This window comes from Burkholderia sp. AU31624 (assembly GCF_020420065.1).
Taxonomy (GTDB): domain Bacteria; phylum Pseudomonadota; class Gammaproteobacteria; order Burkholderiales; family Burkholderiaceae; genus Burkholderia.
In genome coordinates this window covers 1,021,820-1,044,965 of the sequence record NZ_JAIZRT010000001.1, presented here as the reverse complement: position 1 = coordinate 1,044,965, position 23,146 = coordinate 1,021,820, and the positions used below count along the sequence as shown (strand labels likewise).

The following is a 23,146-nucleotide window of genomic DNA, read 5'->3' as shown; positions in this document are numbered from 1 at the left end:
TTAAACTTCCGCGAGTGTCTAGATTTTTCTTATAAAAATCATGATGTTACGGTTGTTTTGTGTGATGGATTACACAACAAAAGCATCGAAATGTAAGACAAATGAAATAGCAAACGTTTGCGAGTTAAGCAATCCTTTCGTCAATGTAATGTATTTGGGGTGAGCAAGTGGTTAAAGTGTTCTTCATCTCATTAATTTGTTAATTTATGGTTTATGTTTTGGTTTTTAATTGATTTTGCGGATTATCTTAAAATAGATTTAATTTGAAATATCGAACATCGGGCTGTGCTGATTTGCGCGTCCGGGCCGCCGCAATGGCCCGCGAGACGGGCGTTTCGGGCCGGTTGGCCCATTGAATTTGTAAAAAAGTGCTACAGGGCGGTGAACCAGACCGTCACCATTCATCTTTCGAATTTGTCCTATTGACTATTTCGGAGATTGTGACAATCGGATGGGGTTCGGCGACGGGGCAAATCCGTCTGGCAGGCGTGACCTGCGTCGATGGTGCGCCCGGCGGCGACAGGTTGTTAAAGGGGCTGTCCGGCCTCGGTGGCGACGTCCCCGAATTGTCAAATCCGGGGTGTGACAATTTGTCCGCGCGCGCCGAAGCGCTGAAGAAAAAAGGGCGGGAGTGAGTGTGTCAGCCGCGCCACATCCGGCGGGTCGATGCAGGTCTGCAAGGTTCCACACCGCATGCGATGGGGCGGCTTCGAGTGGGTGGCGGGCAGTAACCCCAGTGAGGCGGCTCGCCATGGAAGTGCGACGAACGCGTAGCGAAGGTCGAACGCGACCCGGGCGCGGGCCGCCGAACAGCACGGGTGCGTCGATCGTCGTGTCCCGCTTGCTGTGCGCGCCGGATACTGGCGATGCCGTTGCCGGCGCCCGGATCCCGGTGGAATTCAGCGGCCCGAGGTTTCGAGCGTCGACGAAGGCGTTGTCCGGTTGCCCGGCCGGACAACGGGGCCAACCGGACGTCTGCCCGGCGCGGTAGCCTTACTTCTTGAGAAACCGCAGCGCAAACCGCGCCATGCGCGGCACGAACGTCGGGCGCAGCAGGCGCTTGTCGTAGCCGGCCATCCGCCGGTCGTTCTCGGCGAGACACAGTTCGATCAGCTCGCGCGGATTGAGTGCGTCGCCGATGTCGGCGGTGCCGGTTGCCGGGAAGTTCGCGTCACGTGCGACGCCGTCGGAATCGATGCCGCGCGCGATGCCGATGCGCTCCCGGATCAAATGCACCCACACGGCCGCGACCCGCGCGAAGAACCACGGTCGGCGCCACCACGGGAGCGAGCGCCAGTACCACGCGTACCAGTTCACGAAGAACAGGATATGGCGGCCTTCTTCCTGAATCACGGGCTCGAAGGTGTCGACGAGTTCGGGCGGGAAATAGCCGGAGCGCTGCGCGGAACGGAACAGGCCGAACGCGAAGAAGCTGTCGATGCATTCGCTGAAGCCCGTGACGATCCACCACCACTCGGGATCTTTCGGCGCGGGGTAGGCGGGCTCGGGGGCGAGCCGGATGCCGTATGCCTCGACGAGCTTCGACAGCACGACCTTGTGGCGCGCTTCCTCGCCGCCGTCCATCTCGAGTGCGCGGCGCAGCAGCGGATCGCCGATCGTCGCCGCATAGGTGGCCACGCGGATCGATGCGCGGCCTTCGGTCTGCACCGCGATGTCCCAGATCGGCAGCGACGTGAGCCGTTTGAGCTCGGCGGGTGTGAGCGCCGGCCAGTCGATCACGGCCGGCTTGTACGGATTGTGTGTGTCGAGCAGCATGCGGCAGAACATCTGCATGTGCGCATCGGAACCGATCCGGACCGGACCTTGCCTCTCGAAGGTCCAGTTGCGCATTGCGTGATCTGCGGCTGCATGCTCTTCCTGCAGCGTGTCACTCATGGCGTAGCTATGCGTTTACGGGTCGAAAGATTCTTGCATAGCTTCCGTAAACGCGTATTTTCGAGCGGCCATGGGCACGCCGGTGTCGTTGGTCGTAAAACCGAGCGGATTGACATCTAAGACGAGCGAGGGGGCCCCTGCGCGGTACTGAATGTCGTGCCCCCGACGTTCGGTAAGCCGGCTGGGCATACGCACATGACCCCCTGGGTCTCCGGTGATGTTGCGAAATGGTCACGGAGTCAACAAGGCGAACCCATATGATCGAATAGGGGGAGGCTTCGTGTTCTTGCAGGGGCGTTTCGGAGAGCTGTACCGGGCGGCCTTTAGGTCGGCCCCAGGGGGAACTGGAGACCTCCCAAAACACATACCTGGATCACGAGATGAACCCAGTTCGATGCAGGGGCCTAATACACAGCAAACTACGCGCAGGGGGAGATGCATAGGGCGTCCCGTATGCGTTCTTCTGATCTTGCAAGACCGATGCGTCGTCGCGATACTTAACTCAACGCAATGAACGTCGGGGGAGCACGAAATGAGTGTCGCGACAAAACCGCAGGCAACCATGCAGTAGACAAGATGTTGCGGCCAAGTGGTCGGCGCCGTTGGCGAAGGCGGGCTGGACTTCTTTCCCGAACGTCATTTTCGAGCGTCAGCAGGCGTTGGGGCTTACTCCGCTCGATATCAATATTTTGATTCACCTCGCTGGTTACTGGTGGAGGCCAGGAGAGTATGCACGCCCGTCCAAGGGCACCTTGGCGCAGGCAATCGGTGTGGCTCCACGCACAATACAAAAGCGAATAATCGTCGATAGATCGCCAAGTGGGGCGAATCCTGCACGACACTCGGCGTGTTGTTTTGATACCGACATGACGCATTATCCAAATGCGATGTAGCGGCCTGATCGACGCGACATCCAAACCGCTTGCGTCGCGGTCTGGCTTGATGCTGAGAGCTCAGCAGTCAGTTCGCATCGGATTTCGCACGAGTCGTGCGAATGCAAGGCTGCCGATCCAGCCAATCACGCCCTCCCGATGGGCGCCTGATACGCCGCTACTTGGCCACCTCGATGAGCCCCGGGGCATCACCACGCCACGTTTGCGGCAGAGGCTGCGCCGGTTCTTCGATGGTGCGGCCGATTCCATCGAGGCTGAACATCCACCGCTCGCAGACAAGCTGGGACGGGCCACGCCGCACTGGATGTGCCACGCGCATGCGACGAACGCATTGGTCAACGGTGCAACGCTCACAACCGTGCGTGATAACCTGCGCCACGCATCGATTTCGACGACCTCAATCTATCTCGACGATGACGAGGTACAGCGCGCGCATCGGATCGAGAGGATCTTCACACGACGGCCGACCGCATAGCGGCATGTGCGCACGTGTCCAGAGCCCAGCCTGACGCGGTTTTTGTCCGGGATTTTCCATTTATGGGTATTGGGCGCTTTTAGCCAAAATGGGGTTGCGAAAAACGGCAAAAAACCGCAATCTTGAAGCCGTTCGAATCCGAGTTTTACCCCGTTTCTGCTGATCTCTTTACGCCGATCAACCCCGGCTTCTTTACGGCGATCCGTGAAAACAGGGTCAACAATCGAATGAAAGGATCAAAAAAGACGAAAGTCCGCCTGTATGGTACGTACCGATGGCCACTGCATGTGATACCGCATCAACCTACTTCCTGGGAGGGACTCGATTTATCCCCAGTGTTTGGAAAGACGTTGCCCGGTTTTTGTGCGTACTACGGTAGTGCCGCACTTGACTTCGTCAAGGCGGACGCGGACCTCGGGTACCGACCTGGCCCCACCCGGGTCCCGACACATCAGTTTGCTTATTTCGAGATCACTGCGTATTTTTCGAATCCTGCGACCAACACCAAAAACTCAATTGATCGATGGAAACACGTGGATACATCAGTTCTCGATCTGCGGCAGGGCCGATATCCGCGGTTCCTGTTGCCGATGCTCGAATCTATATTCCAAACCAAGAGTTGGGATGGCATAGTCACCGCACTGAATGAAGCACCGAATCAGGCGCGAGAAATTGTACTGGCGCTCCCTCATCTTGAGGCAGTGATATTTCCCGTCCAATGTGCAGATCAAGTAACGAGGCTCCTGATGTGGGTGGTTAGCCCCGACCAGGCGGTCGCGACTATTTCACCAACCGCAATAGGTTTAGCCTTTACCATTGCTGGGTCTTGACAGTATGCGGTGGAGAAACACCGGTGTGGAGCTCGTCTCCAGATCCGACGAGAAAAGCTTGGGGAATGATTGGTCGACGTCGGCCCGTTGTCGGTCTCGGGAAAGTTGCGGCAATCGCTCGCCCAAGCCCTCCATTCGACGGACCTTGTCAAATAGGACTACGTCACATCGCTACGATGAACGATGTGAATCTTGTTGCCATCCGGATCACGGAGATACGCACCAAAGTACCCCTCGCCATATTGAGGGCGAGGCCCAGGTTCCCCTTCACTCGTTCCGCCCGATTCAAGACCTGCAGCGAATGATGCCGCAACCGCGTCGTTCGACGGGGCGAGGAACGCAACCATGCTTCCATTGCCGACCCCGGCGGGCCGCCCGTCAAACGGCAAGTATGCGTAAAAGCGTGGCAACGGGCGGCCTTGCTCAACCCAGCAAACGGCGACCGGCCCGCCGTCGGGCGTCACTGGTCGACGCTTCAGGCCAAGCGGAGTTAAAAGGGCATCGTAGAATAACGACGCGCGGTTGATGTCGCTAACACCAACGGTGACGTGACTGAACATTTGCAAGTCCTTCGCAGGCGACGAATGTTGCCCGTTGCCCGAATCGCGTAACTGCTGATTCAGCGGTGGTCAAAAGTGACGTGTCAGGCACCGGACATTCAAGAAGGTGGTACTCGGAACTTGCGAAGCCGGTCATATCCGCCGGCTCGATCGATCGTTCACGAGGCAACCTGGACCGTTCGTTTTCCGGTGTTGAAGATCACGAAGCTGAGCGTCGCCAAGATCCAGACACCGATCCCCCCATACAGCAAGACAAGACTGAAACCGTGTACGAGGGCCGAGCGAACGATACCGCCCGTATCCAGGTGAGCCAGTTCGGGAAAGCGCGTCTGGAACGACGAAAAATCTCCGGCTGCCACTTTCTCCGCGAGTAGCCGCAATTGAGCCGGCCCCAAGGTTTTGGAAAATGCGTTCGTCAGGTACGACAGCGTTCCACTCAACAAGATAAATCCCATTAGCGCAATATTGATGGCCAGCGAAATCAGGCGGGCGCTCATGTCGATCCCTGACGCCATGCCGGAACGGTTGCTGGGTACGGCCGCTGTGGTCGTGTTGGTGACCGGCGTGATAGTCAATCCCAAACCGATACCGGACAGCGCCAAACCGGGCAGCATCGTCAGCCAACTCGCATGATCCGCATCGCAACCCAGCCACATCAGCATGAAGCCGAGGCCGATCGTGAACAATCCAAACGGTATGACGATGCGTGGCTGATAGCTGCGAGACAGATGCTCCGCCAGCGGGGGGACCAGAACGGTAGGCAGCGTATAGGCAAGCAGCGAAAGGCCTGCGGGTACTGCTTGGTAGCCCAGCGCGCCCTGAAAATAGATGGGCAGATAGATCATGAATGGCCAGAAGCTGAAATTCATACCCATGGAGCCCATGATCGCCCCAGAGAAATTGGGAATCTTGAACACCGAGAAGTCAAACATTGGCCGCGAAGACAGTTTCTCGACCAGCACGAAAATTGCGAACCCTGCGGCCGTTGCGGCAAGAATCGCGATCGCGGGCGGACTCCAGAAGCCGAGGTCGGATCCTTGCGTGATGTAATAGGTCAATCCAAACACCGACAACGAAAGTGCAATGATTCCCAGTATGTCGAGGCGTTTAGCTTCGGGATCCCGCGATTCCGTCATGCCGCCGAACACCAGACACAGCGTCACAATCGTCAGCGGAACATGGATCAGGAACACCCACTGCCAATTGGACAGGGCGATGATCGCTGCGCCGATGATCGGCCCAAAACCCAAGCCGATGCCGAAAACGATCCCCCACGCGGCGAACGCCCGGCTGCGCTCTCGCCCCTCCTGAAACTGATGCGATAGGATCGCCACGAGGCAGATGAACATCGCGCCCCCGCCCATGCCTTGCAAGAACCGACTTGCGATCAGGATGGACGGGCTCGTTGCCAATCCACACGCCAGCGAGGTAATTCCAAATATCAGCAGGCTGACGACAAAGACGCGTCGTCGCCCGTAGCGATCGGCGAGCGTCCCAACCGCCATCAGAACCGTTGTACAGGCAATGGTATAAGCGTTCATTATCCACTGCATGTCCTTGAAATCCCCGTGCAATACGGTTTCAAGAGCGGGCAGGATGACGGGCACACTCGATATCTCCAGACCGAACATCAGTGCAGCCAAGCAGATTGCCGCCAACGCTACTAGGTTCTTGCTGACATAAGGAATGCGCATCGCGTGTTCTCGGTGAGAAGTGACATCCTGAAGCGTTGCTTTGCGAAACTGAGTAATGTCGATTTGCAGCGCACGGAATAGAACGCGCCTCGCATCACTCGGCTGGATGGGTTGACGACTGTCTTGGACAGTCGAGCACGCATAAATATACGCCCGTCAACCTACGGTCGAGCTTAGCACTCAAATCAGCGCGGTCTCCGGCGCGACAAATGGCTGGTCGATCGACTTCGCGACTTCTCGGTTGGTGATCTTACCGCGAGTGATGTTCAGGCCATTCATCAAATGGGGATTTGACAGTAGCGCCTCGTTCAAGCCGAGATCAGCCAACTGAAGAACAAAAGGCAAGGTGGCATTGCTCAATGCATACGTCGAGGTCAGCGGAACCGCGCCGGGCATGTTCGGCACGCAGTAATGCACGATGCCATCCTCGACATAAGTTGGTTCTGCATGCGTGGTCGGTCTGGACGTCTCGAAGCAGCCGCCCTGATCGATCGACACGTCGACCAGCACCGCGCCCCGTTTCATCTGACTCAGCATCGCCCGCGTCACCAGCTTCGGTGACGCTGCTCCCGGCGTAAGCACGCCGCCGATCACCAAGTCCGCATCGCGCAAGTGGCGGATGATCGCGTCCTGAGTCGAATAGGCCGTCTCGATTCGGCTACCGAACTGCACCGTGAGCCGTCGCAACACGTCAAGTGATCGATCGATAACGACCACTCTCGCGCCCATACCGATTGCCATCGCGGCCGCATTCGCACCAACTACCCCTCCTCCCAGCACCACTACCGTGGCAGGTTCAACACCAGGCACACCGCCCAGGAGCAAACCCCGGCCGCCGTTCGCCCGCTCGAGCGCGCGTGCGCCAACCTGGATGGACATGCGTCCGGCCACTTCCGAGCCGCCGGCAAGCAACGGCAACCCTCCTTCGTCCGAGGTCACCGTCTCATACGCAAGGCACGTCGCGCCGCTGGCAGCCAAACTCATCGACAGCTCCCGATCTGCGGCCAGATGCAAGTAACAAAACACGATGTGATGAGGCGCGAACCTGGCCAGTTCGCTCTCCTGCGGCTCCTTTACCTTGACTATCAAGTCGGCGCTGCCGAAAACTTCTTCCCCGCTGGAACCGATCCGCGCCCCTGCGGCAAGATAATCATCGTCGGCGGCGCCGATCCCATGACCCGCTCGCGTTTCGACAATGACCTGATGTCCGCGGGCCGTCGCCTCGCGCACGGCGACCGGCGTCATCCCGACACGATATTCGTGGCTCTTGATTTCCTTCGGTACACCAATTCGCATATCGTCCTCCAGTGGCTGGTTGCGCTATACATTCCCAATCACGGTGTGAATTGGAATGATCAATGGCATTGGTGCTGGAGATGACGGCAATATCTCCCTTCCCAATTTTTTGTGATACGTACCTGACAGCGAACAGACTCCAGTTGTACGGCACCTGACATCCTGTCGAGCATCGCAATGCCGATGTCCGCATTGGTCTGCCGGGCCACGAGGGATGACACGTCCTCGGGTCGCGCACCAGCAACACCGTGCAACCCCTCATCGCCGTCGCGACCCACGCAACTTGGCCACCGTGACAGCCTGCCAAACCCGCCCGTCGTCCAAGATCGCTCCTGATGCCAATCTCGCTGCCTTGAGGCCCGAATCACAACTGCGCGCTGCCGTCACGCACTGTGGAGCCACAGGTTGCACCGCCGCACACTGACGTCATCATCTGACACATCCTTCGTCGTAAACGCCATCAGGCGCGAATTGGCTGGTCGGTCTGCCGCTCCGTTCCCGTAACCGCAACCAGAGAGGGCTCACCGACGTCTTGGCGCATGCGCGTCAAAATCGGCACGTCGCTAGCACCAACCACCGGATACGGCCAGACGATGTCGGGCGGCCGGGCTGCAACCTCATGGTCTGGCCAGTTCGCTACATCACACAATCTTTGGAATGTAATGACTCGATTTGCATTGCGTTTATGCAGCATGCACAGAGCCAACAAGTTTCGCTGTCGGCCTATTGCAGGGTTGTGCAACATTTCTTCTGTAAGACCGTTCAGGCAATTCCACGGAGATGCGCAGATCACGCGTTCATGTTGAGATAGATTTTTCCGCTCATCCACTCTTCGTCGCACTCGGCCAGCAAGGCAGAGACGAGACGAAAGCAGCATGGGGCATTCGGGAAGATCGAGGCGACGCGAGTTTGACGCTTGAACTCGCGATTGATCCGTTTTTTACAGAAAAATGTTGCACAACCCTGCGGCGACTCAATAGTAATGGACCGACCTTAAACTCGGTAGATGAAATTCTTGTATAAGCGTTATTCATCGTGCGCCTTTGTGCATGTCAGCCGGGATAATCGCCATATCTTTGAGACTCAATTACCACAACTCTCCATCTTTCCGATGTACTGGCGAGCCACGCGGAGACGCCGAGCCAACTCAACTTGACTCGACTTTTGACGACGGCGAGATGCAATAAGGGTCACGCTGATCGGTGTTTTTCAGATCAATCGACGTGATCTGGCTGATATGCAAAGGCGCCTCGGCAAGTAGGCCGGCCGATCGCCCATCTGCCCAATACGGGCCCGCCACCGTGAACCCTCCTCATCCGAAGAACATTGCGTTGCAGTTTCGGCTGGACAAACCAGAGGGGCTTATAAAACGACCAAATCTCAACCGATCGCGAGGCGCACGGGCTCGCTGCGCGCTAGGTCGAATCGAAAGACCAGGCGGCGGTATAGCCGCATGCTGTATCGAACTCGGAACATTGTCGAACGCGTCATCAATCGCATCAACCATTTCGCCGCGTCTCCACTCGTTACGACAAACTCGCCGGCAACTATCTCGCCTTCGCCGTGCTTGCCTGCGCATTTGGGCCGCTGGTGAGAATGTGAACAGGACCTGGCACGCACAGCGCGTCGACTTCCTGCGTCCTCGAGTTTGCGGTTGGAAGTACGTTGTATTTCATTGGAATCAGGTAGAATCTCTTCGAAAGCTTGTTGACATTGCCTGACTTCCCCACCCGACCATCCGAAGTCCTTGTCGCGGGTTCGTGCCGTTCGTGAACCCGTAAAGGCATCGGCGTGTTTCTCGTCCGGAGTCTTTTGCAGGGTCGATCATGAAGCGAGGAAACTCCCGCGTGCCGCGCATTTCTCATTCATGGTCGAGGGCCGGCGCGATGTCGGCCACCGTTTTCACCGTGCGGATGTCGAGTGCGACGCGTGGCGATCCCATGGAGACTTCAAGTCGCCATGCGTTGGCTAATCGTAATATCGAGCCTGCCATGCGGTTTCCCGCCGAATGGCCCAGCGTTGCCTGGACGCATGGACACCTCCCACCATGTGCGCAAACGCACCGTTCCGGCTTGAGGGGCGTTTCTCTTCGCCATATCGTGATGCGCCGGCGCCACGGCGCGTACGCCGTCGATTCGTTCGTTATGGCTCCATATGCCGAGCCAGATGTCGAAATCAAGGCTTTTGCATCCATTAAACAAGTGCGCATACCGTAAATGGCGAGCGGCAGCCTCCATCCCGAATCGGTGCTGGACGACTGATCGCCATGTCGTCGATTCATTCGGGAATTGGGGGTTTTGAATTGCCCGGATCTTTAATATGCCGGGATTGGTTGTTAATTCGAATATCACCTCCATTGCGAATTCCAATATGTGAGAGATCTATGTCCGAGATCGGAAGTCACCTTATTCAGATGAGCACATTCGTCAGAATAGTCGAGGCGGGTAGCCTGTCCGTGGCAGCCAAGCAGTTGAACACGAGCCAACCAACCGTAAGCCGTCATCTCAGGGCGCTCGAGAATCACCTGGAGACGCAACTGCTGATCCGCTCCACGCATGGCATGAACCTCACGGAGGCGGGGAAGCGCTATTACGAATATGCGCGAGGTCTGATTGGACAGATGGCGGAGTTCGAGGAGGAGATGCGGGGACAGGCGTTCGTGTCGAGCGGCACGTTGAGAGTCGTCGTGCCGACCGCGATCGGGCAGGAGTGGCTGATCGAACTCGCGGATCAGTATCTCAAGGCGTGCCCGGAGATGCGGCTCGAATGGCGACTGAGCGACGGCTCCGTGAACTTCGAGGAGGATGCGATCGATTGCGTTATCCGGGCAGGCGAACCGGAAAAGAATTCCTACGTGGCGCGCCCCCTGGGCGAGTTGCGCCGGGTGCTGGCAGCCGCCCCGTCCGTCGTTCGCGGCTATGGGGAGATTCTCACCCCGGAAGACCTGAGCAAGCTGCCCTGGATCGCCATGACGTCGTACTACATCAACGGCATCGATCTGCGCGATCGCTCCGACCGGATCAAGCGCGTCGAGATCTCTCCGCGATTCGCGCTGGATCACGTGCTCGGCGCCAAGGTCGCGGCGCGCCTCGGCATCGGTGCGGTGCTCATCTCGGAGTGGATGGTGCTCGCCGATTTCGACGACGGGAAGCTGGTGAGGCTGCTGCCCGACTGGTGGGGCACGTCGTTGCCGCTCTACGCCGTGTATCCCAAGGCAAAATTCTATCCGGCCAAGCTCAGGCAGTTCGTCGGCATTGCCGAGGACGTGGTGGCGAGGCATCTCGGCCGGGCACAAGTGCTGGCCGAGCGGATGCGCACGCGAGAGCTCGAACAACCGATCGAGGGGCGGTGAGCATGGCGTGACGGAACGATCGGCGTCGGGCGGAATGCGCCGATCGCGTGCGAATCGACGAAAAAAACCATTGACATCGCGCGGGTTCGTTGCTCGCTCGAGACGCATGCGCGTGCTCACCCGAGGAGATTCGAGACTCTCGAGGCATGACTGTCTGGAACGCCTAGCCATGCCTCGGGCGAGCGTCTACAGTATGACCAGCTTGATGGCATCGTGATGCGTGGCGGTCCGGTCACGTCTAGGACGCGCGCGCTGCGAAGGCGGTCTCGCGTGACCCTGTTCCTTGCATGGACAAGCCCGGGGTGTCAGCGCCCCGCTCGTATCGGGGCTGACGGCGTTCGGGCGTCGATCTAGCCACGCAACCACGAAGCGAAGAGGTTGCAGTGGCGTTCCAATGCATCGTATCGATAGCGGACCCGCTCAGGAGCCCACATGTTAGATGTTGAAGCCGCCCGCATGCTCGTCCGCTACAACGCATGGGCGGACAGGATACTGTTCGATGCATTGGCGGCCGTTCCCGTGGAAGAAGTTCATCGATCGAGAGTCACGCTGTTCGGCTCGGTCATCGGGACGCTGAATCACAACTATCAGGTGGATCTCATCTGGAAAGCCCACCTGCAAGGCAAGGCGCATGGATTCACTTCCCGGCGCGACATGCTGTATCCCGATCTGGGCGAACTGCGCGCGGCGCAGTCCGGGGTGAACGAATGGCTCGGCGCGTGGGTCGAGGTCCAGCGGGAACGGGATCTCGCCGAAGTCATCCCGATCCGTTTCATTTCGGGACGAACCACCCGCATGCAGCGCGGCGCGGTGCTGCTGCATATTTGCAATCACAAGACCTACCATCGCGGTTGGGTGGGGCAGATGTTCTACGAGTTCGACGCGGATCCGCCCGATATGGATCTGTCGGTGTATTTGTGTGAATGAGCGCGTCGGCGCGGGCGATACGCATGCGTCTAGTTCTTGCAATGCGGGGTGGCCGGGCGCGTCGACGCGGTTCGCGCACGCCATTGGATTGAATTTCTGTTCGTACGCTACACCGATATTCGGTTTGGGCGCATGCCATTCATCGACATCAATGCCGATGGTCGGGTATATGGAGACACTCCCATCGAGCCGATCGGGCCAGGCAAGCGTGATCAGATATCCCTTGGCGCGATGATTCCTCGTTCCGCGCGCGTTCAAGGCTGTATAGTAGAACAGAGCAATGCGCGGAATCGATCCAGGATGACCGGCCACCACCCATCCAGCTGCGGACGCGATCGCTGCATTTCGCGATTCCGTCGCTGCAGTCTCCTTCAAGCGGCGACACTCGTCGCTTTCCGGAAATAATCCCCACATCTTCAATGAAGCGTGCAGCGTTCGCGCGTGCACTTCAGCATCGCGTCCTGAATCACGCAGTGTTGCTCGATTCAACGAGCAGATGGCGACGCTACCTGAATTTATGCAAGGCGATGTTTCGTGAATAACATTTATGCGCAAACTTCGCCTACCGAACTGGTGGACGATCCATTAGTATCGGTTCACCAAGGCGCAGGATTCGTTCGCGCATTGTGTCGAGAGGTGAGTAGATCGATGGCATCGTCCCGATGACTCGAGACGATCGAGGCGAGGCGAGACCGGATCGTGACCGAGTGGCGTCATCCGCCGAGCAACCATTGAGAGATTCCCGCTGACGAGTACTTGACGACGCACATGCTCCTCATGTGCGGCGCTTGTTGTTTCCTGATTCGTCGAGACGTAGAGAATCGTCATCCGAATTCGTTTTATTCTACGGTATCCTAATTGATGGATATCGGAGATGAATCGTGCTTTTCGGTCGAAATGAAGATTAAGGAGCGATCCATTGAATCTGAACCAAGTTTCGTCGAATCGAGAGTTGAGGCACGCTGCGATTCAGCCTGAATCGGATTGGGAAGAAATCCACGCACGGGCCGATGGTTCGCATGTCGCGGCGGTTCAGACGTGTCGCGCCATCTTGAGCGTGACGGTCGATCCGTGCCGGATGTCGGCGCATGCGGAGCATTACGTCCGGCAGAAACAGGACGAAGCCATGGCGGGGCAATCCCATTGGGTCGACGAATGCGCGAGCCTGACGGCCGAGGCATTTGAGGCGAGTCTCGACGCCATGGCGGCGGCCTCTGCGGAGCTGCCATGGGACGCCGGCGCGAACACGGATGATGTCGTCCGGTTCGTGTTGATGCAATGCGCGCCGCGCGAACTCCTGCGTGGCGCGCTGCTGCAGAACTTTTGCAATGCGTCGAATTCCCACGAGGTCATCGCGAGCCTCGTGCATCGTCTACACGCGATGCAAGTCGGCGATGGCCAGATAAGGGAGAATTCCGCGAATCTCTACCGCCTGCTGTTGTCGCAGTACGGTCTCGATGCGCCCGATGTGTTGTCGGAAAAGTTCTTCGCGCATCCCGACATCGTTGCATCGTCATGGGATCTGCCTGCGTATCAGTTGAGCTTGTCCTTGTTTCCGAAGCGGTTCGACGCCGAGCTTTTCGGCGCGGCGTTATTCGACGTATCGGAAACGATCGCGAAGCCATTGACGCGGCTGGCCGGCGTGTCGAACAGCCCTTACATCCAGCACAAGCGTGCGGTGCGTGATGAGTTGAACCGGGTCGTCCGGCAGGTGATCGCGCATGCGCTGGCGCGGCAGACAGGGGATGGCGCGCCAGCCGCCGCTGTCGCGTACCGCCGGCGGATCCTGACGGGATTCCGGACCTCCGCGCTGTGCTCGACCGCGTGGCAGCACGCCTTGCGGACCTTGCTCGACGGCGAGTACCTCGCGCCGCGCAGCGCCATGATCCGGCTGATCGAGCGCAAGGGCATCCATGCGGTTGGCTACCATGAGCGATTGAAGGTAGGCGAGGCCGCATTCGATCGTCTGATCATCGACGATCCGTCGGCCTTCGTCCGCGCCCTCGAACGCTCACGATGGATCGCGCCGGGACATCCGGAAAAGAGCCTGTTGATCACGAAGCTGATCGAGTTCGGCGGACCGATGTTCCGGGTGTTCTCGGATTCCGAGATCGAGACGATTCGAAAATGGATCACAGCCATTCCCGACGATACAGCGACGCGCACCAGTACGTCGCTCTCGATCGGGCGAAGCGTCGGGGGCGGGGCGCGGTTCCCGGGCCGCGATGCTCCGCGTGGCGTCGGCATGCATCCCGACGCCACGGGAGAGGCTGCGGCGGCCCGGTTGTGCGCGCGCGCGATGTACACGAAGCTCCTCAACAACGAGCAGGATCCGGGCACGCATCGAGACGCGAGACATTTCGCGCGGTGCTGGCTGGCGAGAAGCGCGGCGGGCATGGCGCGCGACGACAGCGCGATCCCGTTCGAGACTTACTCCCGCGACAGGCTGCGGAGCTGGTTCGACGAGAAGACCGTGGCGCAGCTGAGAAGCTATGCGGAATCGGATCGAACCGTTCAGAAGACGCGCGAGGAGGTCGTGGACGAAGCCCTGCAGCTGTGCCCGATGATTTTCATCGATGGGGCCTGGCTGCAGAAGTGGGGAAATGTCGGCCTGGTGGAAACGCAGATCGGATCGCATCTGTTCAAGATATACGCCGATGAGATCGGAAACGGGAACGTCGACTGGAACCACCCCAACATATACCGGAATCTGATTGGCCAGATGGGCGTCGATCTTCCGGATTTCAGAACGCCGGAATTCGCGCAGTGGCCGGGCTTTCGCGATTCGGCGTTCGACGTGCCCGTCTTCTGGCTGAGCATCGCGCTGTTTCCGCGCACGTATCTCGCGGAAACGCTGGGCCTGAATCTCGCGATGGAACTATCCGGCGTCGGCGGCTCGTACAAGACCGCGCACGACGAGCTTCGGCATTACGGATTCAGCACCCTGTTCGTCGATCTGCACAACACGATCGACAACGTATCGACCGGGCACTCGGCGCTGGCGCTGGAAGCGATCGAGCTGCACATGGACGAAGCGGTGCGAACCGGCGACGCGCGGCTGGTCGCCGAAAGATGGCGCAGGGTCTGGACCGGGTACCGGGCATTGACGCCGCGCGCGAGGAAGTGGACGGAGATATTCAAGCCCGCTGTATACGCCTACTGACTTTATCTTCCCAATACATCGAGAGTCCCGCCAATGACTTCATACATCGTGGGTTTGTCCGCCTACTACCATGATAGTGCGGTTGCGTTGCTGGCCGATGGAGAGATCCTGGGCGCGGCGCAGGAGGAACGCTTCACCCGAATCAAGCAGGACAAGAACTATCCTGCCCATGCACTCGATTTTTGCCTGAGGCGCGCGAACATCTCGATCGGCGACGTGGAGAAGATTTTCTACTACGAGAATCCGAAGAAGAAGCTGCGGCGCATCATGTCGACCTATCTCCATTTCGGTCTTCCGGGCTATCGCTCGTTCGTTTCCGAACTGCCGTCCTGGCTCTTCGAAAAGGTCAACGTCAAGAAGACCCTGTCCAGGGAGCTGATGAGGCAATTCGGCGCGAATGCACCCTTGCCGCCGATCGAATACATCGACCATCACGTCTCGCATGCCGCCGCGGCATTCTTCCCGAGCCCGTTCCCGCGCGCGGCCGTGCTGTGCATCGACGGAGTCGGGGAGTGGGCCACGACTTCGGCGTGGATCGGTGATGGAAACGCGATCAACCCGGTATGGGATATCGAATTTCCGCATTCCTTGGGACTCCTCTATTCGGCGATCACTTATTTCTGCGGCTTCAAGGTGGATTCCGGCGAATACAAGCTGATGGGCCTCGCGCCCTACGGCGAGCCCCGTTACGCGAAGACGATCCGCGACCATCTCATCGACGTCAAGCCGGACGGCAGCTTCTGGCTGAACATGGCGTATTTCGACTATGCGGTCGGGGACTGCATGATCAGCCCGAAATTCGAGCAGTTGTTCGGCGGACCCCGGCGCAAACCGGAGGCGTTGATCACCAAGCGCGAATTCGACCTGGCGGCGTCCATCCAGCTCGTGCTCGAGGAGACCTTGATCCTGCTCGCGAAATCGGTGCGGATGCAGAGCGGGCAGAAGGCGCTGTGCCTGGCGGGCGGCGTCGCGCTGAATTGCGTCGCGAACGGCAGGCTGCTGAAGACACGCATCTTCGACGACATCTGGGTCCAGCCGGCCGCGGGCGACAGCGGCGGCGCATTGGGCGCCGCGCTGGCCGGCTGGCACGGCGAGAAGAAGCAGCCGCGCAAGCTCGCCGCCGGCCGCGACTCGATGAAGTCCGCGCTGCTCGGCTCGAGCTATGACGACGCCGAGATCGAGACGGCGTTGACGGCCTGCGGCGCGGTGTTCCGGCGCGTGGACGAACAGGCGATGTACGACGAGGTGGCGGATCTGCTGGCGCAGGGCAACGTGGTCGGATGGTTCCAGGGAGCGATGGAGTTCGGCCCGCGTTCCCTGGGCGCGCGGGCGATTCTCGGCGATGCGCGCAACCTCACGATGCAAAGCGTGCTCAACCTGAAGATCAAGAATCGCGAATCGTTTCGCCCCTTCGCGCCGGCTGTTCTCGAGGAACATGCATCGCAGTGGTTCCAGACGGATGGGCCGAGCCCCTACATGCTCTTCGTGGTCGGCGTCGAGGAGTCGCGTCGCCGGGCGTTGACTCAGCAGGAGAAGGCGCTGGACGGCATCGAGTTGCTCAAGTGCATCCGGTCGAGCATTCCCGCCGTGACGCACGTCGACTATTCCGCACGCGTGCAGACCGTGGGAAAGAGCGGCAACGTGCCGTTCCGGCGCCTGCTGGAGACCTTCTACCAACAGACCGGCTGCCCCGTGCTCGTGAACACGTCTTTCAACGTGCGCGGCGAGCCGATTGTCGAAAGCCCCGAAAACGCCTACCTCTGCTTCATGAGAACACAGATGGATTATCTGGTGATCGGGCGGTACATCCTGCGCAAAACGGATCAGGCGGAACTGATCGAGGAAAAGGACTGGCGCGAGGAATTCGCGCTGGATTGATGTCGAGGCGCGTCGCCTCTCGTCGATGCGACGATTCGAATAGGGAGTTCCCATGGTGACAATCAACAGCTTGATCAGATGGCTCGCGTTCTCCGTGTTGTTCGTGGTCGTGGTCGTGCCGCTCGGAGCGCTGTTCCGGACATTCAACGATCGTCACAGGATACGTCTGCCGGTGTCGAGCGAGACGTATTTCAATTTCAGGCGGTAGTGCAGTGTCGACATGCATGGGCGGGACAGGCTGATCCCTCCATTTATCCAATCGATATTCTGACGAGGCAACCTTGAAAAAAATGACGCCGGAGCAAGCGCTGGAGGAGGTGTATCGGCTGACGCCGCAGATGAAGATCTACGACGACTTCATCTCCGAGGTGCGTTGGCTTCCGTACACCATGTTCTTCCATCCCGCGAATTATCGTTCGGAAGTCGTCAACACCGATTCGCTCGGCTTTCGCGACAGTCCCTGGAACGGCCGCAGCCTCAGTGTCGGCGCGCTGCCCGAGACGGGACCCATCAATCTGCTCGTGGGCGGCTCGAACGTCGTTGGCACGGGCGCCACGCACGACGCCTACACGACGTCGGCGTGCCTGTCCGAGATCACGCGCGAGGCTTGGCTCAATTTCGGCAGCCGCGGCTACAACTCGATTCAGGAGGCGTTGCTGTTCCTCATGCATCGGCATCGTTTCGACGATCGCCTCAAGCGGGTGGTCATCCTGAGCGGGATGAACACGCTCACGCTGGAGGGACTGCCGGACAGCCTATCGTCCGATCACGGGCGCTTCTACTACTCCTACGAGTACACCCAGTACATGAACAAGTACTCGCAGGATCTCCGGAGACGCAGCGGCGGCGGGACCCAGGCGGGCGCGAAGAAGGGCGTGCTGGGCAGGCTGACCAACTTGATCGAGGAGTACGTGGACGACGGCGATCCGACCGCGACCGTGATCGACGACCGCGACAGTCCCGCCGAGGAGCGGCTGCGGCGCGCGTCCGGTGAAATCGTCAGATCGGCGGCGTTGTGGAAGGAACTGCTGGCGCCGTTCGGGGTGAAGCCCGTTTTCGTGCTGCAGCCCCTGACGTACTGGAGCAAGGATCACATGACGCCGTTCGAGAACGAGATCTTCAATGCCATCGACAGTTGTCCGAACAATTTCTGGCGGCTGTTCGGGAAGATCCTGGGCAAGGAAGTCCATCGCCCGTTCTCGACGCTGATCGCGGACGGCTGCCGCGAGGCCGGCGTCGATTATTTCGACATGAACGATCTGCTCAAGGATTCGCCGCTGGCGCACGAGGATCTGTTCGTCGACCGGGTTCACTGCACGGATCAGGGCTATGCGGAAATCGCCCGCCTGATCCAACACCACATCATTTCCTGAGATTGTCCACAAAGAGGCCCGACCATGAACCCGAGAAGCCATGCTGACACGCGCGCCATGAACGGTGGCGCGCAACGGAAACAGAACCTGCTGATCGCCTTGATCAGGAAGCTGTTCTCGAAGAAAAAGAAAGCGAGCAACTCCATCTATCCGCTGAGGTAAGGGGCAAGCCGGAGCGCACCTCGTCAATCGCATTCGACAGCCATTCAAGGACATCGAAACATGAAGAAATTCGCCATTTTGAGTGATGGATACGCCAGTGCGCGGCTCCGGCAAGCTGGGGAGGACGTCGAGATCCTGTCGGTTGACGAGATCGTCCGGCGGGACATTTCGTTCGGCGTCGACGACATCCTGTATGTCCCATCGGAGGATGGATTGAATCTGGTCGCGGCGCGCAGCGAAAGCGCGCCGATCAGACGCGCCATCGGCCTGTTCAAGGACAAGTGCGCGTTCAGGACGAAGGTGGCGACGCTGTTTCCCGATTTCTTTTACGCGGAATGCGCGACGGGCGACATCGGGAAGCTCGATCTGAATTTCGATGACGGCAGGAAGTTCGTGATCAAACCGCGCCGGGGGTATTACGCGACGGGGGTGCGGGAGATCGATCATCGCAGCGATCTGAACGCGGTGCAACGCGACATTCAGGCCGAGCTGGCCGAGCGCGGACGCTACTACCCGGACAGCATGCTGTCGGGGAACGCCGTCATCGTCGAGGAATTCATCGGCGAGGACATCAGGAATTCGCTGTCACTGGAGTCGTGCGAACTGGCGGCGGATCTCTTCTACGACCGGGAAGGCGTGCCGCGCATCGTGGGTTTGTACCATCATCCCCACCCGACGCGCGCCGCCTATTTCCACACCCTGTATTACTCGAATGCGGAGATCTTCCGGCGCTATGCGGGCAAGGTCATTGAGTTCTTCACGGCGCTGCAGGGCCTCGGGCTGGACCTTCGATCGTTTCCGATGCATGCGGAGTTCAAGGTCCATCGCGGCGCGTTGGTGCCGATCGAGGTTAACCCGTATCGGTTCGGCGGATACGGTCTGGCCGATCTGATGTACTACGTCGCGGGAATCAACCCGTATCGGGCCTTTTTCGAGGGGGAAAATCTCGCCCCGGAAGCGGTCTGGCAGGGCAAGACCGAGAGCTATGCCTGCGTGGTCGGCTACAACGGCGAGGGCATGGTGACGAAGGATCACGTTCCGGACCACGAGGCGTTCAAGGATTTTCTCGCGCCGGGTCTGCTGTATTACGAGCCGCTCGATCATACCAACTGTCCGCTCTTCGGCATCTCGTACATCAAGCGGCCGCAGGTGGACACATTGAAGCCCGTTCTCGAGGTGGACTACCGGAAATTCTTCTCGCCGGTGCCGGTGCCGGTCGGCGACTGAGACGCACGGCTGAGGGATGCGCCGCCGCTGATCGGGCGCATCGTTTTCGTCAACGGATCAGCATGCATGTCGAGGGCACACTGATGACGCACGTTTTCTATCGTTCTCCGCGAACCAAGATGCCGATGGCCGCGTCCGGAGAGGGCATTTACGTCACCGACGACGCGGGCCGGCGCTATCTCGATTCCTGCAGCGGCGTGGCGGTGACCAATCTCGGTTACAACCATCCGCGCGTGATCACGGCCTTGCAGCAGCAGGCGGCCAAACTCGCCTACGTATATGGCGGCGTGTTCCGAAACGAAGCGGCCGAGGAACTGGCGACCTTTCTGATCGAACGCTCGCCGGGCCTGGACAAGGCGTACTTCCTCTGCAGCGGTTCCGAGATCGTCGAGATCGCGCTCAAGACGGCGCTCCAGTACTTCGTGGAGCGTAATCAGCCCAGCAAGCGGCTGGTGATATCGCGACGGCAGAATTACCACGGCAGCACGCTCGGCGTGCTGAGCATCTCGGGCAACATTCAGCGGCGCGACATCTTCGATTCGATTCTCGCGAGCGGCAACTTCGTCTCGTCGTGCTACGCGTATCGGAATCAACGCGCGGGCGAGACGGAGGCGGACTACGCGCAGCGCCTGGCGGACGAACTGGAAGCGAAGATCCTCGAACTGGGCCCGGACAACGTCGCCGCGTTCATCGCGGAAACCGTGGTGGGGTCGACTTCGGGGGCCGTGCCGCCGGTGAAAGGCTACTTTCAGCGTATCCGCAAGGTGTGCGACAAGTATGACGTCTTGCTGATACTCGACGAAGTGATGTGCGGCATGGGTCGAACGGGTTCCCTGTTCGCCTGTAGCCAGGATGACGTGAGGCCCGACATCCTGACGGTCGGGAAAGGCCTGGCCGCCGGCTATCAGCCGATTTCCGCGATGCTGGTCCGTCAGCCCATCTACGACGCGATCGAAGCGGGTTCGGGCGCGCTGAGAAACGGACAGACGTTCGCGTTTCATGCGACCGCCTGCGCCACCGCGCTGGAGGTGCAGCGCGTCATCGAGGAAGAGAACCTGCTGGAGGCGGTCAGGACGCGCGGCGCCCAACTGCGGCAGGCGCTGCACGACACCTTCTCCGATCATCCCAACATCGGCGACATTCGCGGACGCGGGCTGTTCGTCGGCGTGGAGCTGGTGCAGGATCGCGCGACCAAGGCGCCGCTCCCGTTCGATCCGAACCGCAGCCTCAAATTGCGCGCCGCCGCGCTGGAGTCGGGGCTGCTGTGCTACCCGCTGGGCGGAACGATCGACGGCAAGCTTGGCGAGCACGTCCTGTTCGCTCCGCCATTCGTGATTTCGGAAGACGAAGTCCAGCAGGTCGTGTCGATGTTCGCCCGGGTCCTCGCGCGTGAGCTGGGCTGATGCCGGATAGGGCGGCCGGTCCGGCGGCGTTCACGAACGTGGGCCGCGCCGTTTGACGGGGCGCGCGGCGAAACGCGCGCTTCGTCACGATCGCTCGAATCGGTGCGAGCACCGTGACGATCGGTTAGTCATCCTTTGTAAATGGTGATCTGGCTGATTCGCCAGGACCTTCGATATCGAGAATGGACATGAACCTTGATCGACGAGCGCTGGACGGCTGGGCGTTGGAACAGGCGGATTTCGAACGCTTGCCGAAACACGCGGGCTACCTTTTCCGTCATGGAGACGCCTGGTACGTCTGTCATCCGCGATGCGGGCAACCGGTCGATCGGGATGCATTCCTGCGGGTCATCGATCTGCTCAGACGCGCTGACCCCGACGAATTGTCGGAACTCGCGCACCGCGCCGAGGATGCTGCCGCGCGACGCCGGGAAGACGGCCTGTCCGCCGGCGCGATACGGTTGGACGAGGCGGCCGCGGTCGCGGTTTCTCACGCTTGACCTTGGAAAGAGGGGAATCAGATTGTTCTCAGCAGCCGACAATCCGGAATGGGGCGCGGTGATCGATGACGTCTGGGCGATCTCGAACGTGCTCTATTTCGATACGGAACACCGCGCGCTGCAGCGCGCGGACATCGAGATCTGCGACAACGAAATCGTCGCAATCACGCCGCCGACCACGTCGTCGGTGCCGACGCGAATGAATGGGCACGGGCTCGTATGCACGCCCGGCCTCGTCAACGGCTGCCTCGTCGATGGCGACGGCACGTCCGATGCGGCAAGCGGCGTCGAACGCGCGGCGCGGTTGGGCGACGCGTTGCGTCAGGCGGTCATGCGCGGCGTGACGACGGTGGGCGTGTTCAGTCGCCGGGCGGAGGCGGACATCGCGCTGATCACGAAGGCCGGCGTGCGCGCGAGCCTCTATCGCGAATACATGGACATCTGGCTGGGACCGGAGCCGCGCGCGGTCGAACACGACGTGGCGGCGTGTCTGCGCGATTACGACAAGCTGATGCGACGGTTCGACGGCGCGCTGCTGGCGATCCAGCCGGCCGTCGGGTCTCAGCTCGCTGCATCGACGCAGTTGCTCACGGGTTTGCACGAGGCCGCGAAGAAGCGCAACGGGCGATTCGTGATTCGCGTGGACGGCGGCGCGCCGTGGGCCGAATCGTTCCGGGACGCCTATGGCTGTTCGGGGCTGGCGTTGCTGCGGAGCCTGTACGTGGTGGACGCGCACACGCTGATCGTGCCGACGGCGCAGATGTCGCCGCTCGAGCGGAGCCATCTGCGCAAGTGCCACACCAACGTCGTTCACGACATCCAGGAACTCGACGGGCGGCCGGGACGACGCGGCGAGATCGCGCGGACGGATATCACCGGTCGGCCGCGCGCGTCGCTGCACTGGGGCGCGGGGCCGCTGCCGGGGCCGGGCGATCTGGCGCCCGCGCGTGACGACGACCGCGCGGGCGACGTCATCGACGTGCTGACCTGGAAAGGCGCGCAGGCGTTGCAGTTTCCGGAGACCGGGCGCGTGGCCGTGGGCCTGCGAGCGGATCTGCTGCTGTACGACCTGCGTCTGCTCCCAGGGCAGGCGTCGATGCGTCTCGCGTGCGCGGATGTGCTCGACATGCTCGTGCGTCATGCACCGCAAGGTGTGCTGGTCGACGGCCGATGGGTGGTGCGGGCCCCCGCGCTGCTGACGCGGGGGCCCGGCCGACGCTATGCGGATCCGCTCGCCTTCGGCCGGATCGGGGCCGAGCCCGCGAGGGCGTTCGACGCTCTGTCGGCGGTGGGCGACGCGTCCGGCGCGGGCGAGTTGTCCGACCTGGACCGCGAGCACGCGTCTCGGGATGTGGCGCTATGAGCGATCCGACGGCAGGCGCGCCGCGGTCCGTGGGGCGCGGGCGGGTCCGAATGGCCGACCAGCGCGGCGGATCGCCCGGAATTGCTGACTGATCGGTTCAGGGTGTGTGGAGCGCGAGCCTGTTTTTCGTCGGGGCCGCCGGCGATACGCTACT

At 60.2% G+C, this 23,146-nt stretch carries 16 protein-coding genes and 3 pseudogenes; 13 read left to right on the top strand and 6 right to left on the bottom strand.

The window, feature by feature from the left end:
• Positions 1-993: 993 nt before the first annotated feature.
• Positions 994-1,896 carry an aminomethyltransferase gene (locus LGM89_RS04815; protein WP_089496244.1) on the bottom strand — a complete coding sequence of 301 codons (903 nt, stop codon included), beginning with the start codon at positions 1,894-1,896 and terminating at the stop codon, positions 994-996.
• A gap of 1,014 nt (positions 1,897-2,910) precedes the next feature.
• On the opposite strand from LGM89_RS04815, the pseudogene LGM89_RS04810 reads away from it, so the two are divergent.
• Positions 2,911-3,264: pseudogene (locus LGM89_RS04810) on the top strand (integrase); the annotation flags it as partial.
• Between the two features lie 122 nt (positions 3,265-3,386).
• Complete coding sequence (locus LGM89_RS04805) at positions 3,387-4,094, top strand: hypothetical protein (RefSeq protein WP_226202143.1); 708 nt, start codon at positions 3,387-3,389, stop codon at positions 4,092-4,094.
• A gap of 158 nt (positions 4,095-4,252) precedes the next feature.
• Here the strand turns inward: LGM89_RS04805 and LGM89_RS04800 are convergent, their stop codons facing one another.
• The 4 genes and pseudogenes from LGM89_RS04800 to LGM89_RS04785 form a co-directional block, all read right to left on the bottom strand.
• Positions 4,253-4,654, bottom strand: a complete 402-nt coding sequence (locus tag LGM89_RS04800; protein WP_089496246.1) for a VOC family protein — start codon at positions 4,652-4,654, stop codon at positions 4,253-4,255.
• 158 nt (positions 4,655-4,812) lie between these two features.
• Entirely contained in the window at positions 4,813-6,348 is a 1,536-nt protein-coding gene (locus LGM89_RS04795; protein ID WP_089496247.1) for an MFS transporter, read from the bottom strand.
• A gap of 180 nt (positions 6,349-6,528) precedes the next feature.
• On the bottom strand, positions 6,529-7,644 hold the full coding sequence (gene ald, locus LGM89_RS04790) for an alanine dehydrogenase (protein ID WP_089496248.1): 1,116 nt from the start codon (positions 7,642-7,644) through the stop codon (positions 6,529-6,531).
• Between the two features lie 789 nt (positions 7,645-8,433).
• A pseudogene (locus tag LGM89_RS04785) lies at positions 8,434-8,583 on the bottom strand (transposase); the annotation flags it as partial.
• A 478-nt stretch (positions 8,584-9,061) separates the two neighbouring features.
• Between LGM89_RS04785 and LGM89_RS04780 the strand changes: the two are divergent.
• Positions 9,062-9,246 (top strand): annotated as a pseudogene (locus LGM89_RS04780) (IS5/IS1182 family transposase); the annotation flags it as partial.
• Between the two features lie 347 nt (positions 9,247-9,593).
• Here the strand turns inward: LGM89_RS04780 and LGM89_RS04775 are convergent.
• The gene (locus tag LGM89_RS04775) at positions 9,594-10,001 is read right to left on the bottom strand and encodes a hypothetical protein (protein ID WP_226272418.1); all 408 of its coding nucleotides are present in this window, start codon (positions 9,999-10,001) and stop codon (positions 9,594-9,596) included.
• Between the two features lie 26 nt (positions 10,002-10,027).
• Between LGM89_RS04775 and LGM89_RS04770 the strand changes: the two genes are divergently transcribed.
• From LGM89_RS04770 to LGM89_RS04725, 10 genes are all read left to right on the top strand, one after another.
• On the top strand, positions 10,028-10,996 hold the full coding sequence (locus LGM89_RS04770; RefSeq protein ID WP_179254869.1) for a LysR family transcriptional regulator: 969 nt from the start codon (positions 10,028-10,030) through the stop codon (positions 10,994-10,996).
• A gap of 432 nt (positions 10,997-11,428) precedes the next feature.
• On the top strand, positions 11,429-11,923 hold the full coding sequence (locus tag LGM89_RS04765) for a DinB family protein (protein WP_089496250.1): 495 nt from the start codon (positions 11,429-11,431) through the stop codon (positions 11,921-11,923).
• A 919-nt stretch (positions 11,924-12,842) separates the two neighbouring features.
• Positions 12,843-15,086, top strand: coding sequence for an iron-containing redox enzyme family protein (locus LGM89_RS04760; protein ID WP_226202146.1), 2,244 nt, complete (start codon positions 12,843-12,845; stop codon positions 15,084-15,086).
• Positions 15,087-15,119: 33 nt separating this feature from the next.
• Positions 15,120-16,964, top strand: a complete 1,845-nt coding sequence (locus LGM89_RS04755) for a carbamoyltransferase (RefSeq protein ID WP_089496252.1) — start codon at positions 15,120-15,122, stop codon at positions 16,962-16,964.
• 290 nt (positions 16,965-17,254) lie between these two features.
• The gene (locus tag LGM89_RS04750) at positions 17,255-18,337 is read left to right on the top strand and encodes an SGNH/GDSL hydrolase family protein (RefSeq protein ID WP_089496253.1); all 1,083 of its coding nucleotides are present in this window, start codon (positions 17,255-17,257) and stop codon (positions 18,335-18,337) included.
• Between the two features lie 24 nt (positions 18,338-18,361).
• Positions 18,362-18,499 (top strand): hypothetical protein, encoded by a 138-nt coding sequence (locus LGM89_RS04745; protein ID WP_179254870.1) that lies wholly within the window; start codon positions 18,362-18,364, stop codon positions 18,497-18,499.
• A 60-nt stretch (positions 18,500-18,559) separates the two neighbouring features.
• Entirely contained in the window at positions 18,560-19,726 is a 1,167-nt protein-coding gene (locus LGM89_RS04740) for an ATP-grasp domain-containing protein (protein ID WP_089496254.1), read from the top strand.
• A gap of 83 nt (positions 19,727-19,809) precedes the next feature.
• Positions 19,810-21,129 (top strand): aspartate aminotransferase family protein, encoded by a 1,320-nt coding sequence (locus LGM89_RS04735; RefSeq protein ID WP_226202150.1) that lies wholly within the window; start codon positions 19,810-19,812, stop codon positions 21,127-21,129.
• A gap of 182 nt (positions 21,130-21,311) precedes the next feature.
• Complete coding sequence (locus tag LGM89_RS04730; protein ID WP_179254871.1) at positions 21,312-21,629, top strand: hypothetical protein; 318 nt, start codon at positions 21,312-21,314, stop codon at positions 21,627-21,629.
• The gene (locus tag LGM89_RS04725; RefSeq protein ID WP_226272417.1) at positions 21,541-22,992 is read left to right on the top strand and encodes an amidohydrolase family protein; all 1,452 of its coding nucleotides are present in this window, start codon (positions 21,541-21,543) and stop codon (positions 22,990-22,992) included. Before LGM89_RS04730 ends, LGM89_RS04725 begins: the two co-directional genes overlap by 89 nt.
• The last annotated feature ends 154 nt before the right edge of the window (positions 22,993-23,146 follow it).

Coding starts and splice junctions, on each gene's coding strand:
- LGM89_RS04815 (WP_089496244.1), bottom strand. CDS start 1,896: ATGAGTGACACGCTGCAGGAAGAGCATGCAGCCGCAGATCACGCAATG.
- LGM89_RS04725 (WP_226272417.1), top strand. CDS start 21,541: ATGCTGCCGCGCGACGCCGGGAAGACGGCCTGTCCGCCGGCGCGATAC.
- LGM89_RS04775 (WP_226272418.1), bottom strand. CDS start 10,001: ATGGAGGTGATATTCGAATTAACAACCAATCCCGGCATATTAAAGATC.
- LGM89_RS04740 (WP_089496254.1), top strand. CDS start 18,560: ATGAAGAAATTCGCCATTTTGAGTGATGGATACGCCAGTGCGCGGCTC.
- LGM89_RS04800 (WP_089496246.1), bottom strand. CDS start 4,654: ATGTTCAGTCACGTCACCGTTGGTGTTAGCGACATCAACCGCGCGTCG.
- ald (WP_089496248.1), bottom strand. CDS start 7,644: ATGCGAATTGGTGTACCGAAGGAAATCAAGAGCCACGAATATCGTGTC.
- LGM89_RS04770 (WP_179254869.1), top strand. CDS start 10,028: ATGTCCGAGATCGGAAGTCACCTTATTCAGATGAGCACATTCGTCAGA.
- LGM89_RS04795 (WP_089496247.1), bottom strand. CDS start 6,348: ATGCGCATTCCTTATGTCAGCAAGAACCTAGTAGCGTTGGCGGCAATC.
- LGM89_RS04745 (WP_179254870.1), top strand. CDS start 18,362: ATGAACCCGAGAAGCCATGCTGACACGCGCGCCATGAACGGTGGCGCG.
- LGM89_RS04735 (WP_226202150.1), top strand. CDS start 19,810: ATGACGCACGTTTTCTATCGTTCTCCGCGAACCAAGATGCCGATGGCC.
- LGM89_RS04750 (WP_089496253.1), top strand. CDS start 17,255: ATGACGCCGGAGCAAGCGCTGGAGGAGGTGTATCGGCTGACGCCGCAG.
- LGM89_RS04730 (WP_179254871.1), top strand. CDS start 21,312: ATGGACATGAACCTTGATCGACGAGCGCTGGACGGCTGGGCGTTGGAA.
- LGM89_RS04755 (WP_089496252.1), top strand. CDS start 15,120: ATGACTTCATACATCGTGGGTTTGTCCGCCTACTACCATGATAGTGCG.
- LGM89_RS04765 (WP_089496250.1), top strand. CDS start 11,429: ATGTTAGATGTTGAAGCCGCCCGCATGCTCGTCCGCTACAACGCATGG.